This window comes from Nocardia sp. SYP-A9097, assembly GCF_009649815.1.
In the GTDB taxonomy this organism is placed as follows: domain Bacteria; phylum Actinomycetota; class Actinomycetes; order Mycobacteriales; family Mycobacteriaceae; genus Nocardia.
In genome coordinates this window covers 30,128-44,641 of sequence record NZ_WJIC01000026.1, presented here as the reverse complement: position 1 = coordinate 44,641, position 14,514 = coordinate 30,128, and the positions used below count along the sequence as shown (strand labels likewise).

Genomic DNA, 14,514 nt, shown 5'->3' with positions numbered 1-14,514 from the left:
CATGTCCGGAGGCTCAATGAGCATGGATCGTCCCGAATCCGGTTCGTAGCGTGAATACCGGGCCGATGCCCATCGGTTCCAACCCTTCAGCTCTGGAGTTGTCTCCCATGAGAATTGCCGTGTACGGAGCCACCGGATTCACCGGTGGTCTGGCCGTCGCCGAACTGGGCCGCCGCGCGCTCACCCCGATCCTGGTGGGCCGGGACGAAAACCGACTGCGGGCAGCCGCCGACGCCGCCGGGCTACCCGACGCCGAGATCCGCGTCGCCGCCCTCGACGACAGCACCACGCTGACGACGGCTTTCGCCGATTGCGACGCAGTCGTCAATGCCGCCGGACCCTTCACCCGCTGGGCCGCACCGGTCATCGAGGCCGCCCTCGCCGCGGGCACCCCCTATGTCGACACCACCGGTGAACCGCATTACCTGCGAACAGTTTTCGACACCTACAGCGAAGCGGCCACCCGCGCCGGGGTCAGTCTCGTCCCGGCAATGGCCGATGACGGTGGTCCCGGCGACCTGATCGCCGCACTCACCGCCGCCCACCTGAACTCCCCCATCGATGAACTCGTCATCGCAGATCTACGCCACCCGGGCCCGGTCTCGCGCGGCACCGCACGCACCATGGCCGCGGTCCTGGCCCTGGATCCCTTCGAATACACCGAAAGCCGTTGGGTGCCGGTCGAACCCGACGCCACCCCCTTGCGGGTTCCCGGCGAAGCGGACCCGGTCGAGGTCGGAGTATTGACCACGCCCGGTATCGTCACCGTCCCACAGCATGTACGCGCCCGCCACGTACGCAGTCGTATCCGCGCCGACGTGGCCGTACTGTTCAGCGCACTCACCCCGGACGTGGTCGACTCGATCCCGGCCACCCTCACCGAACAGGAACGCCAGGGTCGCTGGTTCATGTTCGCCCAAGCCACCGCCACCGATGGCACCCGAACCAGCGGCTGGGTCACCGGCCCCGACGGCTACGGCCTCACCGCGATCATCGCGGTGGAGGCCGCGCGCCGCCTGGCCATCGACGGCGCGCGCCCCGGAGTCCTCAGTCCCGCACAGGCTTTCGACCCGGCCGATTTCCTCAACCACCTGAGCGCGCACGGCGTCACCTGGGGAGTGCGGCAGGAATCCGAAATCAGTTCGAGCCGTTGACCTTCGGGAACGATTCGGTGATCAATGTGGTGAGGGTGTCCGAGAGCAAGGCATGCACCTGCGCCCGATTCAGCGAACCGCGCACGATCCACTCCCGTCCGGCCGCCTTCACCAAACCGCCGTAACACCTGACCAGCGCCTGCAATTCGGCGCTGTGCAGCGAATCGTTCAAACCCACCATCTGCACGACCCGGGCGGCGGCGGCATTATCGGCCTCGTCGAGAATCCGCTGCACGTCCGGATCGTCGCCGATCCCCTCCAGTCCGGTGACCTTCACCCAGGTGGTGCCGTGCTCGCCGATGGTGTCCAGCAGCCACGCGACACTGGCCTCCACCCGCTCACGAGTCGTGCCCGAGGGCTCGAGCATGTGGTTCGCGCGCGGCAGAGTCACCATGCGCCGCACCACCGCCAGATACAGGTCACGCTTATTGCCGAAATAGTGGTTGATCAGCCCGCGCGCCACCCCGGCGCGCTGGGCCAACTCCGCGGTCGAGACAGCCGCGTACGGACGTTCGCCGAACATGTCGATGGCGCAGGACAGAATCTGCGCACGGCGTTCGTCCGGTTCGAGGCGGCGGCGCCGCGACGGGATGTCGTCGGCGCGCACCGGCTCGAGCACGGTATTACCGCCGGGCATCGGCGGTGCTGGTCTGTCAGAGTGAGCGGGCAATGAGGTCCTTCATCACCTCGTTGGCGCCCGCGAGGATCCGCAGGACCCGGGCGCCGGTGTACAGCTGGGCAATCGGATATTCGGTCATATAGCCATAGCCGCCGAAGAACTGCAGGCAGCGATCCACCACATTACCGAGTTGGTCGGTCAGCCAGTACTTCGACATGGCGGCCGTAGGAATATCCAGCTCGCCGCGCAGATGTTTGGCGATGCAATCATCGAGGAACACACGACCGATCCGGGCGATGGTGGCGCACTCGGCGAGCTCGAATTTGGTGTTCTGCATGGCGAACAACGGTTTGCCGAACGCCTCACGACCCTTGGTGTAGTCGACCGTCAACTCCACGGCCTTCTCCGTCATGGCCACCGCCAGAATCGCGGTGACCAAGCGCTCCTGGGCGAGCATCTGCATCATCTGATAGAAGCCCTGACCCTCGGCCTCACCCAGCAGATTCGACGCGGGCACCCGCAGACCGTCGAAGAACAGCTCCGCGGTGTCCTGCCCCTTGCCACCGATCTTGGACAGAATCCGGCCACGAGTGAACCCGGGAGTGTCCGCACCGACCTCGGCGAAAATCAGCGACACACCGGAAGCGCCCTGGGTCGGATCGGTCTTCACCGCCAGGATGATGCCGTCACACAGCCAGCCATTGGAGATGAAGATCTTCGAACCGGTGATGACGTACTCGTCACCCTCCCGAATCGCACGGGTCTTGATGTTCTGCAGATCCGAACCGGTACCCGGTTCGGTCATACCGATCGAGAGCAGCATCTCCCCGCTCGCGGCCTTGGGCAGCACGCGGCGCTTGAGCTCCTCGGAACCGAACTGGTGAATGTACGGCGCGATGATCGAGGAGTGCACCGCCATACCGAGCGCGCCGTCACCCAGATGCGCCTGCGCCTCGATGATCGCGGCCTCGTGTGCGAATGTGCCACCGCCACCGCCGTATTCGGCCGGAATGGCCGCGCACAGCAGGCCGAGTTCACCGGCCCGGTTGTACAGGGCGCGGTCCGGATGGCCCTGTGCGACGAACTTCTCCTCATGCGGAATCACCTCCTTCTCGAAGAAGGTGCTCGCCAGTCCTCGTACCGCTTCGACCTCGTCGTCGCTCCATGCGGGGCGTGCCATTGTGGTTCCTTCACTGTGCAGGCTCGCGCTCACGCGCCTCGGGACCAAGGGTGCACGGCTATTGGCAAAGTGTCAACAATGCGTCAGTGGCCGTGGCAAGGCCGCCGACACCACGATGCGACAATGGACGACGCCCACCGCTCACCGCACGAAGGACAGCAGCACCCACCGATGGCCGAGAACACCGCACAAGCGACCGACACCGAGACAGCGGCCATCCCCGCCGACGACCTCGCCACCTGCTTGCGCGTCCTCGAACAGGCCGGACAACTCGACAAAGAACACCCCGACTCCATCGCCGTCCAGCGCGCCGTCGGGCACATGTTCAAAAAACTCAAGCAGCGCAAGCGCATCGAAGCCCGCGACACCATCTCCGAAGCCGACAAAGCCGTCATCGCCGCGACTGCCACCGGATCGCCGAACCGCATCGACGACGAAACCGCCGGAATCCCGATCAGCTCCAGCACCACCGGAGTCGCCACTGCCGGCACCCTGCTACGCGCCCGGCCCTGCTACATCTGCAAGCAGAAGTACACCCACGTCGACGCGTTCTACCACCAGCTCTGCCCCGAATGCGCGGCACGCAGCCACAGCAAACGCGACGCCCGCACCGACCTCACGGGCAAGCGCGCACTGCTCACCGGCGGACGCGCCAAGATCGGCATGTACATCGCGCTGCGGCTGCTGCGTGACGGCGCGCACACCACCGTCACCACCCGCTTCCCCAACGACGCCATCCGGCGATTCGCCGCACAACACGACAGCGCCGACTGGCTGCACCGACTCCGGATCGTCGGCATCGACCTGCGCGACCCCGCCCAGGTCGTCGCCCTGGCGGATGATGTTGCGGCACAAGGACCCCTCGACATCCTGATCAACAACGCGGCACAAACCGTGCGACGCTCACCCGGCGCGTACAGCGCCCTCGTCGAAGCCGAATCCGGGCCACTGCCCGCCGGCGAACTGCCCGACGTGGTCACCTTCGGCAAGACCATGCAGGCACACCCGACCGCACTCACCGCATCACTGACCCCCAGCCTCACCGCCGCCGACATCACCGATCTGGCGCTCGTCGCGGGTTCGGCCACCCCCGAACGGATTTCGCAGGGCGTGGCCATCGACGCCGGCGGGCTCGTACCCGACCTCGCCCACACCAACAGCTGGGTGCAGACCGTCGGCGAAGTCGACGCCACCGAACTCCTCGAAGTCCAGCTGTGCAACTCGACCGCACCGTTCATTCTCATCTCGCGGCTGCGGCCCGCCATGGCCGCCGCGGCCGCACCCCGCAGGTACGTCGTGAACGTCTCCGCCATGGAGGGCGTCTTCGGGCGGGCATACAAGGGCGCGGGACACCCGCACACCAATATGGCCAAGGCCGCCCTGAACATGCTGACCCGCACCAGCGCACGCGAAATGTTCGAAGCCGACGGCATTCTCATGACCGCCGTCGACACCGGCTGGATCACCGACGAGCGCCCGCACTACACCAAGGTCCGACTCGCCGAGGAAGGCTTCCACGCTCCCCTCGACCTGGTCGACGGCGCGGCCCGGGTCTACGACCCGATCGTCCGCGGCGAAGCCGGTGACGACCTGTACGGCTGCTTCCTCAAGGATTACGAACCCTCCGCCTGGTAACGAGCAGGGGGCCGACCATCGGCCCCCTGCCCTCTTTTGCTGATCTTTTTCTTGTATGTGAGTTGCTGCTTTCCGCAGCAAACACTTAAGGTGGAATACATAGTTAGATGCGCATATCTTTGTATAGGTATGTTTTATCACCGGCAGGGCTTATGCCATGGTCGGTTCACCCCCTTGCGCATCACTAATTCTCGATTGCCGCTTCCTCGCTTGAAAGTGCCACTTCCCCACCGCCTTTCGCGGCGGCCAACTCCCCCGAACTCACATGCATAGATGCGCATATCCGCGTGTTGAGATGCCTCAGATTGCTTCTCCCCTCCCCCGTTCACGGCCCTATGCTGGGGACATGCTGTTCCGGCTGCTGGCCGACGTGACCGCGGGCGTGCACTTTCTATTCGTCGCCTACGTGGTGGTGGGCGGGTTTGTCGCGTGGCGTTGGCCGCGCACCATCTGGTTGCATGTGGCAGCTGTCGCCTGGGGATTCAGCACCGTGCTGTTCGGTTTCGAGTGTCCGCTCACCGATTTGGAGAACTGGTCCAGGCATCGGGCGGGCCTGGCCGGATTGCCATCGAGTGGATTCATCGACAACTACATCACCGGCGTGCTGTATCCGCGGAGCGCGCTCGACCTCGTACGCGTACTCGTAGCGCTCATGATCGCCGTGTCCTGGTTCGGGTTCTGGTTCCAAGCCTCGCATCGCCGATACGGTCGGGCCATCAAGTAGGCGGCCACCGTGGACACGTTTGCGCAGGTAGAGACATCATCCGGTCCGATTGCGGGCTGAGGGCGCCAGCCCTGATGGGCAGTGATCCGGAGTTCGGGATCACCGCCGCAGGCCGCGGATTCGGTATGCGGAGGCGTCACGGATCGGCGGCGTGCCGGAGGCGTTCCGTCCGTCCTGTGCCGTTCGGTCCGGTCTGTTCGGCGCTGTCTTGGCAAGTTCTCGGCAAGACGGAAACCGTATCTGAACTGGCCGAACAGAGACTCCTTGGCGAGTCGGCTCGTCTGTCCCAACCACCGAATGGATGGGTCGAATCTGTACAAGACCAACAGCCCCACGGTCGGCAAAGCCACAACCGAGTGCCAAGCGAGCAGTACCAGGCGAATAGCCCGACGCTGGGGACCCGTGGTGCCGCAGCAGATCTGGGTGGCCCGGGTAGGAGCCGACCGAGAGCTGTTCGGGAGTTCCCGGTGTTCTGCCAGGAGCGCCGGATCGTCCTGCACGGCAACAACTTCCTGACCGGCGAGCAGGCGGATTCATCAGTCGCTCCCGACCCGACCGAATATGGCGAGCCGCACCAATCGGTCGCCGCCAATGCCTCTGCGCGGTACAAGATCTCGCCTTCCTCGGTCGCGTCGGTGCGACTACCACGAAACCGTCACGCGTCTCCAGCACCAGGTTCAGCTTCTCGAGATGCTGCTCGAGCGGCAGAACGAGATACAACGCCGGAACACCGCTCGAGAGACCCGGCAGAAAGTCAATGACATTGTTCGGCATCTTCTGTGATCCATGCTGCGATCTGGGCACGGGAGGTGAATCCGAGTTTAGTGAGGATATGCTCCACGTGGACCGCGGCGGTGCGATGGGAGATCACCAACTTTGCGGCGATCTGCTTGTTGGTGAGACCGTGAGCGATGAGTCCTGCGACCTGCCGCTCGCGTTTGGTCAGAGTCTGGGACGGAGCTGCGGTGAGCGTCCCGCCGATGGGTTGTTCGCCGAGGGCGTAGGCTACGGCTTCCGCCATCCCCATCGCTTGGCCTTTTCGCATGGCAACATCGAATCTGCGTGCGCCGAGGGCCGATCGCGTCAGCCTTACGCATTCATCGTGATGCTGCGGCATTATCGGGGTGAAGCTCGCAGCGTTGCTCACAGACCGGTCCAGTTCCTGCGCGGCTCCCATCAGTACGGCCGCGCGCTCGGCCTCGCCTTCGGAGCCGGCGGTCCAGGCCAGCGCTTCGAGACATACCGCGGCGACGAACACGCTCCACACCCGCCGGTTGACGCGCAGCGCGTTCTCGAACAACCTGATTGCCCGGGACGGCTCACCCAGCTGCCAGTACGCAACGCCCATGCTCACCAATGCCGTCGAGTGGAAGAGCGATTCGCCGCACGCCTGGGTCATGGAAAGAACTCGCTGGTGACACTCGAGCGCCTGTTGTATATCACCAGCCACTTCGTGCAGCCAACCGAGCATTGTCAAAATGGCAAGGGGCAGATATCGGGGCCGATTCGAGCTCAACCCTTCGAAAGCGCGTTCCAAGGAGGAGGACGCCGCTGCAAGGTCACCGCGATACAGCGCCAGGGCGCCGTCACCGTAGGCGATCAGCGCATCGGTCATCGGGGTGGGGGCCTGTTCGGCGAGCACGCGCTCTTGCTCGACGAGCGCGGTCCCTGCTGACAAATCACCCTGCATCACGGCCAGAACGAGGCCAGCGTGGAGCGCTTCGACACTGTCGGGTATTGATCGTCGGGCAGGGTGGTTGAGGACGCGGTCGATCCACCGGCGACCCTCGCTGTACAGACCCCGGAAAGTCCAGAACATCAACAGTGCGGTGGCGGTGCGCAATCCGGCTTCGGCCGCGGGCTCGGTATCCTCGGACAGGTTGTATTCGAGTGCATCGCACACATTGAGTTGCTCACGTTCGAGCCTTGCGAGCCAGTCAAGTTGCCGGCCGCTGATCCACTCGTCCTCCGCCGCTAGCGCCAACTGTTGGACCCAGTCGCGGTGGCGGCGCTGCAGCAGCTGATCCTCGCCGAACTCCCTCAGCATCCGCCGGCCGTAGTCCCGTACCGTCCCGAGCATCCGGAACCGCACGACTGTGTCCTGTTCCTGCCGGATCAGGATCGACTTGTCGACCAACGAGGACACCACATCGAGCGGATCCTCCGGAGCCAGATCGGCTCCGCACACCTGTTCGACGGCGTCGAGTTCGAAGCCACCGGCGAACACCGACAACCGGGCCCACAGCCGCTGCTCGATCGGGGTGCACAACTCGTAACTCCAGCCGATACACAACCGCAACGTCTGCTGTCGCGTCGGCGCGGTACGGCTGCTGCGGGTTAGCAGCGCATACTGATCGTCCAGCCGATGGAGGATCTGCTGGGGCGACATCGTGCGCATGCGCGCGGCTGCCAACTCGATCGCCAGTGGTAATCCGTCCAGCCGTGCGCAGATGCGGGCGATGGTGGCTTTATTGTCCTCGGTCAGCTTGAAATCTGGCACCACCGCGGTCGCGCGGTCGACGAACAACGTGACCGCGTCGTAACGAGGCAGTCCCCGCCGCGCTGACTCTCGGTCCGGAGCTGGGACCGCCAGCGGTGGCACCCGCAGGACCGCTTCCCCGGCGATATCCAGGGGTTCGCGGCTGGTGGCCAGGACCCGAAGGTTTGGACAGGCTCGGAGCAAGGTCTCGGTCAACTCGGTGACGGCCTCCACAACCTGCTCGCAGTTGTCCAGCACGAGTAGCACTTTCCGCGAGTTCAGAAATTCGACCAGGATCTCGAGTAACGGTCTGGCTGACTTGTCCGGCACCCCGAGGGTGGCAGCGACGACGTCGACCAGCAGCGACGGATCGGACACGTCGGCCAGCTCCACCAACGACAACCCGTCGGGGAAGTCGCGTCCAGCATGTGAGGCGGCGCGTAGCGCCAGCCGCGTCTTGCCGACCCCGCCGATTCCGGTCAACGTCACCAACCGGGCCGAGGCCAGCAGATTCTTCACCTCCGCCACTTCGGTACGGCGGTCGACAAAGCTGGTCAACTCCAGCGGCAAACCGTCGGCACGTCGTGAGGTTGTGCCGGCCGGTGGACACCATCCCCCGCCGGCAGGCGCGCGATCGCGGCGCTCGGCGGCCGGTTCAGCGTGTAGTGCCATCTCCTCCACCTGTTGCCCGCGGTGGCGCTGCGCTTGCCGCATCGCCTCGCCGAGGGCCGCCGCCGACGGCCGCTGATCCGGATCGCGGCTCATCGCTGTCGCGATGATCGCGGACACATCCTCCGCGATGCCATGCTCGCGCAGGTCGGGCACCGGCTGGGAGGTGATCCGCAGGAACTGGGTCACCACGTTCTCCCCGCTGCGCCGTTCGAACGCCGCATGCCCGGTCAGCGCACAGAACAGGGTGGCACCCAACCCGTAGACATCAGCAGCCGGAGTAGGAGCCTCGCCCTCGAGCACCTCCGGGGCTGTGAACGCCGGGGATCCGGTGAGGGTGCCCGCAGTCGTCTGGAACCCCCCGGCGACGCGCGCGATACCAAAATCAGTCAATGCCGGCTCACCATAGCCGGTGAGCAGAATGTTGCCCGGCTTCACGTCCCGATGCACGGTACCCAACCGATGTGCGCTCTCCAACGCGCCGGCGATCTTCACCCCGATCCACAACACCGCCTCCGCCGACAGCGGACCATGCTGGCGGATCTGCACGTCCAGGGAGTCCGGCGAGTAGTACGGCATCACCAGAAACGGACGCCCGCCGGCGGTGGTACCCGCCTGCAACACCGTCGCGATATTCGGATGCCCGGTCAGCTGACCCATCGCCTGCTGCTCCCGGAAAAACCGTTCCCGATTCTCTGTGTCCAGCTTCGCGGTCAGTACCTTCACCGCCACCGTCCGGTCCAGTGCCGGCTGTGTGCACCGATAGACCACGCCGAAACCGCCCCGCCCGACCTCTTCGGCATCTTCGAACCCGGCCGCGCTCAATTCCTCCGTGACAGGCTCGGATACGTCACGAAGTGTGCGAAACGGATCATTTTCGCTCATCAGCTGTGCACCACTCGCCAGAGCATCCCCGAAGCCGGGAACTCACGTTAACCCATCGTTAATTGACAGCGTATCGCGTATCCGCGCCGAGCTGGGACCGCTCGAACACGCTGCACGCGGATGTGAACCTGGACCGCCCGCCCTGGCCGCTGTTCTTCGCCAAGGTGGCAAAGAATGCGAAAGGCGATCCTGTGGACCTGCCCGACAGCCGGGTTGTTAGAGAAAATCCGAGGAATGGATTTCTGACAATCAGCAAGAAGAAGGGCATCACATATGCAGAGGAGTCTTCAGGATCAATTATTGCCGTTGAGGATTCCAGCGCCACCTTTGCTCTTGAGGTAGGACCAGGGTCGCTCGATGTCGTAGTGACCCAAGAGGAGGAGCGGTTACTACTACCGAGCTTGGGGCGTGAGTTGATCGCCTTTCGCAGAGCCTATATAGATATCCGATCTCTCGGTAGCGCAGTTCGCGAGCTGAGCGGAATGATCGAATTCAACGATATTACTGAACAAGATCTGCAAGATTTCCTGACGGACTATCCGGAACTGCTGCTGTTCGATACCTATGATGCTTCTATGCCGCATATAGTTCTCGAAGCACCTAATGGAAGACAAATACCCGACTTCATAGTTCGCGACACAGTGGATAAGTTCTGGGACATTGTGGAAATTAAGAAGCCCAATGCTCGAATTTCTAAGAAACCGAGTAGGCCGACGCCCTCGGCAGCCGTAATGGAAGCCGTTGCGCAGGTACGCGAATATCAGATGCTGCTTGAAGATCCGACAGTTTTGGCTAGAGTTAGAAATATCTACGGTGTAGAATTTGAGGCGCCTAAAGCTCACATAATAATCGGACGCACATCGACTTCGCCACGAATCGACAGAGTCGCCCACAGAGACTTATCGGCACGCGTCATGTCTTGGGACTATCTTGTCGAACTCAACCGATGGAAGTATGGGGGATGAGCGGGCATCCAGCCAATATGATCTTAATCCGTTGTTATCGATGGATAGACGCATAGTGCGCGAGGTCTCCTGAAGCATGACTGCGGAGCAGTACGACTAGCGCATCGGGTTCATCGGCTGCACTATCACTGCCTCTTTCGCCGCTCGGCGGCCTCCGCGACAACCGTCACAACAGCAGCGACGGCGGCCGAAGCTGCGGCGATCGGGACAGCGCCCGCGCCAGCTCCAGCAAGTGCTGCGACGACCGACGCTACGGTGCCGATGCCACCGATTGAACCGGCCACCTTCGACCAGAAATGGTGACCCGACTCGTCTGGAGTTTCCTTCTCATGCTCGGAATCACTTCCAATCATAAACCTTGACTCCCACCACGACGCAACTGGCCAAGACCAGTATTCCAAATATATTTGCTATCAGAACCCAGCCGATTCCCTTTGGCGGGATTTCTTTCAGCTTTGCATTCGGTTCATACGCGAATATTCGCAAGAATAAAGGTAGACCCGAACAACTGCACAGCACAACAAGAAACCCTGCGGCCATCTCCGATACGGGTACTGATTTGTCTTGGTGGGCCGCCAAGAGGAGTGATCCAGCAAGCGCTAAGCTTCCAGCTAGAGACCAGTCGGTCCAAAATAGGGCGTCATCCCGCGTCAGCCCGTGTTTCTTTCCGGTAATCTCAGTCCGGCTGATGGCCTTCATCATGACCTGAAGAAGTGCGCTTCCCACTGCAACTCCAACCGTGATCGCAATCTCAAGCCCATCGTTGCCGATATTCCCCATCAAGCCTACCTCAATCGACTCGAACTTCCCGTTTGCATCGTCCCTGCATGAAGAATCGTTGCGTCATGATCATCGAGCAAGGTTCTCGTTGCGGGAGCGCCATTACACTATCGCCTGGTTGTCTGCGCTGTTACAGGAACATGGTAAATGTACAATATGTACCGCGCGTCCAGTCTTGAATGATCGAGCCGAGTCCCTCTGATGTCGAGTGGCACTAGTGTGTCGCGCCTGAAATAAGTTCGCTATGTTGTTAGCCTGTTTGTGTGTCGCATCGTGGGCCTTCCGCTGTTGAGATCGTGGTGTCCGACGCTGAGAGTGTGGAACTGGCGCGCAGGGCGGAGTCGTCGGATCGGCGTGCGGCGCAGCGGGCTGCGATCGTGCTGGCTTGCGCTGAAGGTATGTCGAATGCGGGTGCTGCGCGGCTTGTCGGTGTTTCGGTGGGGTCGGCGGCGAGATGGCGTGCGCAATTCGCCGCTCAGGGCCTGCAAGGACTGGGCGATCGCGATCGCGGTGGGCGGCCTGTGGCCGAGATCGTCTTGACCGACGATGAGCGTGAGACGTTGCGGAGGTGGGCGCGTCGTGCCAAGTCGTCGCAGGCGCTCGCGGAACGCTGTCGGATCGTATTAGGTTGTGCGGCAGGCAAATCCAATCAGGATGTGGCGGACGAGTTGGGTATCACGGCCCAGACGGTGGGTAAGTGGCGGACTCGTTTCGCGCGTAAACGTCTCGAGGGCCTGTCCGATGAACCGCGTCCGGGACGGCCGCCATCGATCCTGTTGGACAAGGTCGAGGAAGTCCTCACCACGACTCTGGAACAGAAACCGGTGGGCACGACGCATTGGTCACGGACCGCGATGGCGAGGCGAAGTGGCTTGTCGCCCTCGGCAATTGGGCGGATCTGGCGCAGGTTCGAATTGAAACCGCATGTGGCCGACGGGTTCAAACTCTCGACCGACCCGCTGTTCGTGGACAAGGTCGTCGATGTGGTCGGGCTATATCACAATCCGCCGGAAAAGGCGGTCGTGCTGTGTGTGGACGAGAAGTCCGGGATCCAGGCTTTGGACCGCTCGCAGCCGGTGTTGCCGATGATGCCCGGCATGCCCGAGCGATACTCCCACGACTACGTCCGCCACGGCGTGACCAGCTTGTTCGCGGCGTTCGACATCGCCGACGGGGTCGTGATCTCCAAGCTTTACCAGCGCCGCCGCGCGCAGGAGTTCAAGAAGTTCCTGATCGCGATCGACAAGGCCGTGCCCGCGGAACTGGACGTGCACCTGGTCTGCGACAACCTCTCCACCCACAAGACGCCGGCGATCAACACCTGGCTGGCCAAACATCCTCGCTTCCATATGCATTTCACCCCCACCGGGTCGTCCTGGCTCAACCAGGTCGAGCGCTGGTTCGGGTTCCTCACCGACCAACTCCTGCGCCGCGGAGTCCACAAAAGCGTTGCGGCACTGGACAAAGACATCACAGCCTGGATCGAGCAATGGAACACCGACCCGAAACCCTTCGTCTGGCGCAAAACCGCCGAGGAGATCCTCGAATCACTCGCCAGATATCTTCAACGGATTTCAGGCGCAGGACACTAGACGAGTAAGTCCGAAGTTCTGGTGGTGCTGCCCAGCGCATGGGTGGACGTCTCCCGTCCAGGTTTGGTTGGCTGGGGATGTGGCGGGCTGAATCCCGCATGCCGGGATGCGGAGCATCTCAGCCGCTTGACGCGGAGGTGAAGTCCTGGGTCGTGGGTGCCGCGACTGGAAGGGGGTGGGCAGTTTCCGGGCGGAGGGCGTCGAGGATCAGGTGCAGGTAACGGCGCCATAGGTCGGGGCGTGTCCCGGCGACGGGGGTTGCGATGCTGGTGGGGGCGCTGAGCAGTAGGACGATATCGCGGCCGGTGATGTCGTCGCGGATGGCACCGGCGTGTCTGGCGCGGGCGGTGAGTTTCTCGGCGATGTCGGCCAGGTGGTCGCTGGCGGCTCGGACTGCCGGGTGATTACGTGAGGTGGTGGTGGCCGCCTCGCAGAATGAGCGGTCGCTTACCTGCAGTTCGGTGCCGGCAGTCATGAACTCGAGCAGGGCCTGGTACGGGCTCGGATGTCCCAGCAGCGTTTCGCCGGTCGCGGTCAAGGTGGCGAGTTGGCCGCAGAAGATGGCGGCAACCAGGTCTTCCTTGCTGGCGAAGTGGTTGAAGACGGTGCCTTTGGCGACGCCGGCACGGACAGCGATTCGTGCGATGGAGACGTCGAGGCCGTGCTCGGCCAACTCGGCGGCGGCCGCGTCGATAACGAGGCTCCGGTTGCGGGCGGCGTCGGCGCGGGGCATGTTCTTGATTCTAACCAAACTTGACCATGCGGTCACCTTTAATGCAACATGACCGCATGGTCAACTTGATGCGAGCGGCTGTTGCCAGGGAGTACGGATCGCCGTCGGTCCTCTCGGTCGAAGATGTGCCCGTGCCGGTGCCCGAGGCGGGGCAGATGTTGGTCAGGGTGCGTGCGGCGGCGCTCAACCCGGCTGATCTGCGGAGTCTGAGCGGGGTGATGAAGGAGTTGGCTCCACTGACGTTTCCGCATGTGCCAGGCAGCGACTTCGCTGGCACGGTCGTGGAGCTCGGCGCCGGTGTCACCCGCTTCGCTGTCGGTGACGAGGTGTTCGGTGTGGGACTACCCCGTGCAACGGAGGCTATGGCGGCGATGCTGTCGACTCCGCCGTCGCTGACCACCGGGGCGATGGCCGAGTATGCCGTGTTCGAGGCCGACACTCCGGCACTTGCTCTTCGGCCGTCCGGGCTGGCTCCCGAACACGCGGCCACGCTGCCGATTCCTGGGCTGACGGCGCTGGCCGTAGTGCGGGCGGGCGGGTTCTCGCCTGGGGAGCGGGTTCTGGTGATCGGTGCCGCGGGTGGTGTCGGCGGTACGACGGTTCCGCTGCTGGCTGCGGCGCGACTGCATGTCATCGCGACCGCTCTACCCGAGGACGAGGACTACGTGCGCAGGTTGGGAGCAGCTGAGGTGATCGACTACCGTGCCCTCGACACGGTGGCCGAATCGCTGCGGCGGTATCCGGACGGCGTGGACGCCGTGGTGAATCTGGCCTTGCCCGGTGCCGCACTCGTCTCGGTGTCCGAGGCGATCAGGCCGGAAGGTCGGCTCCTGAACGCTGCATTCCCCAGTCCCGACCCGTCCGATTTCGACCGCGCGGACCTGACGGTGCAGACGGTTCTCAGCCACGCACGCCCCGGCGATCTGGATCAGTTGGCCGCGCAGGCCATGACCGGAATCCTGCCGTCCACCATCAGCCGGTGGTTCTCATTGGAACAAACACCGCAGGCCTACACCGAGCTTGCGGACGCCCACGTACGAGGCAAGCTCCTCGTCACCGCCGGCCGATGAGACCGCGGCCCGGAACCTGCGTCGACAGA

General features: G+C 63.5%; 11 protein-coding genes. 6 read left to right on the top strand and 5 right to left on the bottom strand.

Annotated features, from left to right (window positions below):
• Nucleotides 1–107: 107 nt before the first annotated feature.
• A complete protein-coding gene (locus tag GFY24_RS33220; RefSeq protein WP_194853114.1) occupies nucleotides 108–1,154 on the top strand; it encodes a trans-acting enoyl reductase family protein in 1,047 nt (348 codons plus the stop codon).
• On the opposite strand, the gene GFY24_RS33215 is transcribed toward GFY24_RS33220, so the two are convergent.
• Both GFY24_RS33215 and GFY24_RS33210 read right to left on the bottom strand, forming a co-directional pair.
• Nucleotides 1,138–1,791 (bottom strand): TetR/AcrR family transcriptional regulator, encoded by a 654-nt coding sequence (locus GFY24_RS33215; RefSeq protein WP_153809077.1) that lies wholly within the window; start codon nucleotides 1,789–1,791, stop codon nucleotides 1,138–1,140. The two genes, GFY24_RS33220 and GFY24_RS33215, sit on opposite strands and share 17 nt — an antisense overlap.
• 16 nt (nucleotides 1,792–1,807) lie before the next feature.
• Complete coding sequence (locus tag GFY24_RS33210; RefSeq protein WP_153809076.1) at nucleotides 1,808–2,953, bottom strand: acyl-CoA dehydrogenase family protein; 1,146 nt, start codon at nucleotides 2,951–2,953, stop codon at nucleotides 1,808–1,810.
• 171 nt (nucleotides 2,954–3,124) lie between these two features.
• On the opposite strand from GFY24_RS33210, the gene GFY24_RS33205 reads away from it, so the two are divergent.
• A complete protein-coding gene (locus GFY24_RS33205) occupies nucleotides 3,125–4,588 on the top strand; it encodes an SDR family NAD(P)-dependent oxidoreductase (protein WP_153809127.1) in 1,464 nt (487 codons plus the stop codon).
• 346 nt (nucleotides 4,589–4,934) lie between these two features.
• Nucleotides 4,935–5,312, top strand: a complete 378-nt coding sequence (locus GFY24_RS33200; RefSeq protein WP_153809075.1) for a DUF2784 domain-containing protein — start codon at nucleotides 4,935–4,937, stop codon at nucleotides 5,310–5,312.
• 754 nt (nucleotides 5,313–6,066) lie between these two features.
• On the opposite strand, the gene GFY24_RS33195 is transcribed toward GFY24_RS33200, so the two are convergent.
• The gene (locus tag GFY24_RS33195) at nucleotides 6,067–9,345 is read right to left on the bottom strand and encodes a protein kinase (protein ID WP_153809074.1); all 3,279 of its coding nucleotides are present in this window, start codon (nucleotides 9,343–9,345) and stop codon (nucleotides 6,067–6,069) included.
• Nucleotides 9,346–9,467: 122 nt separating this feature from the next.
• Between GFY24_RS33195 and GFY24_RS33190 the strand changes: the two genes are divergently transcribed.
• A complete protein-coding gene (locus GFY24_RS33190; RefSeq protein ID WP_153809073.1) occupies nucleotides 9,468–10,310 on the top strand; it encodes a Shedu anti-phage system protein SduA domain-containing protein in 843 nt (280 codons plus the stop codon).
• Nucleotides 10,311–10,649: 339 nt separating this feature from the next.
• Here the strand turns inward: GFY24_RS33190 and GFY24_RS33185 are convergent, their stop codons facing one another.
• A complete protein-coding gene (locus GFY24_RS33185; RefSeq protein ID WP_153809072.1) occupies nucleotides 10,650–11,090 on the bottom strand; it encodes a hypothetical protein in 441 nt (146 codons plus the stop codon).
• Nucleotides 11,091–11,389: 299 nt separating this feature from the next.
• Between GFY24_RS33185 and GFY24_RS33180 the strand changes: the two genes are divergently transcribed.
• Nucleotides 11,390–12,682, top strand: a complete 1,293-nt coding sequence (locus tag GFY24_RS33180; RefSeq protein ID WP_309231627.1) for an IS630 family transposase — start codon at nucleotides 11,390–11,392, stop codon at nucleotides 12,680–12,682.
• 118 nt (nucleotides 12,683–12,800) lie between these two features.
• Here the strand turns inward: GFY24_RS33180 and GFY24_RS33175 are convergent, their stop codons facing one another.
• On the bottom strand, nucleotides 12,801–13,415 hold the full coding sequence (locus tag GFY24_RS33175) for a TetR/AcrR family transcriptional regulator (protein WP_153809071.1): 615 nt from the start codon (nucleotides 13,413–13,415) through the stop codon (nucleotides 12,801–12,803).
• A 56-nt stretch (nucleotides 13,416–13,471) separates the two neighbouring features.
• Between GFY24_RS33175 and GFY24_RS33170 the strand changes: the two genes are divergently transcribed.
• Nucleotides 13,472–14,485, top strand: coding sequence for an NADP-dependent oxidoreductase (locus GFY24_RS33170; protein ID WP_228566884.1), 1,014 nt, complete (start codon nucleotides 13,472–13,474; stop codon nucleotides 14,483–14,485).
• The last annotated feature ends 29 nt before the right edge of the window (nucleotides 14,486–14,514 follow it).

Coding starts and splice junctions, on each gene's coding strand:
- GFY24_RS33220 (WP_194853114.1), top strand. CDS start 108: ATGAGAATTGCCGTGTACGGAGCCACCGGATTCACCGGTGGTCTGGCC.
- GFY24_RS33215 (WP_153809077.1), bottom strand. CDS start 1,791: ATGCCCGGCGGTAATACCGTGCTCGAGCCGGTGCGCGCCGACGACATC.
- GFY24_RS33210 (WP_153809076.1), bottom strand. CDS start 2,953: ATGGCACGCCCCGCATGGAGCGACGACGAGGTCGAAGCGGTACGAGGA.
- GFY24_RS33205 (WP_153809127.1), top strand. CDS start 3,125: ATGGCCGAGAACACCGCACAAGCGACCGACACCGAGACAGCGGCCATC.
- GFY24_RS33200 (WP_153809075.1), top strand. CDS start 4,935: ATGCTGTTCCGGCTGCTGGCCGACGTGACCGCGGGCGTGCACTTTCTA.
- GFY24_RS33195 (WP_153809074.1), bottom strand. CDS start 9,345: ATGAGCGAAAATGATCCGTTTCGCACACTTCGTGACGTATCCGAGCCT.
- GFY24_RS33185 (WP_153809072.1), bottom strand. CDS start 11,090: ATGGGGAATATCGGCAACGATGGGCTTGAGATTGCGATCACGGTTGGA.
- GFY24_RS33175 (WP_153809071.1), bottom strand. CDS start 13,415: ATGCCCCGCGCCGACGCCGCCCGCAACCGGAGCCTCGTTATCGACGCG.
- GFY24_RS33170 (WP_228566884.1), top strand. CDS start 13,472: ATGGTCAACTTGATGCGAGCGGCTGTTGCCAGGGAGTACGGATCGCCG.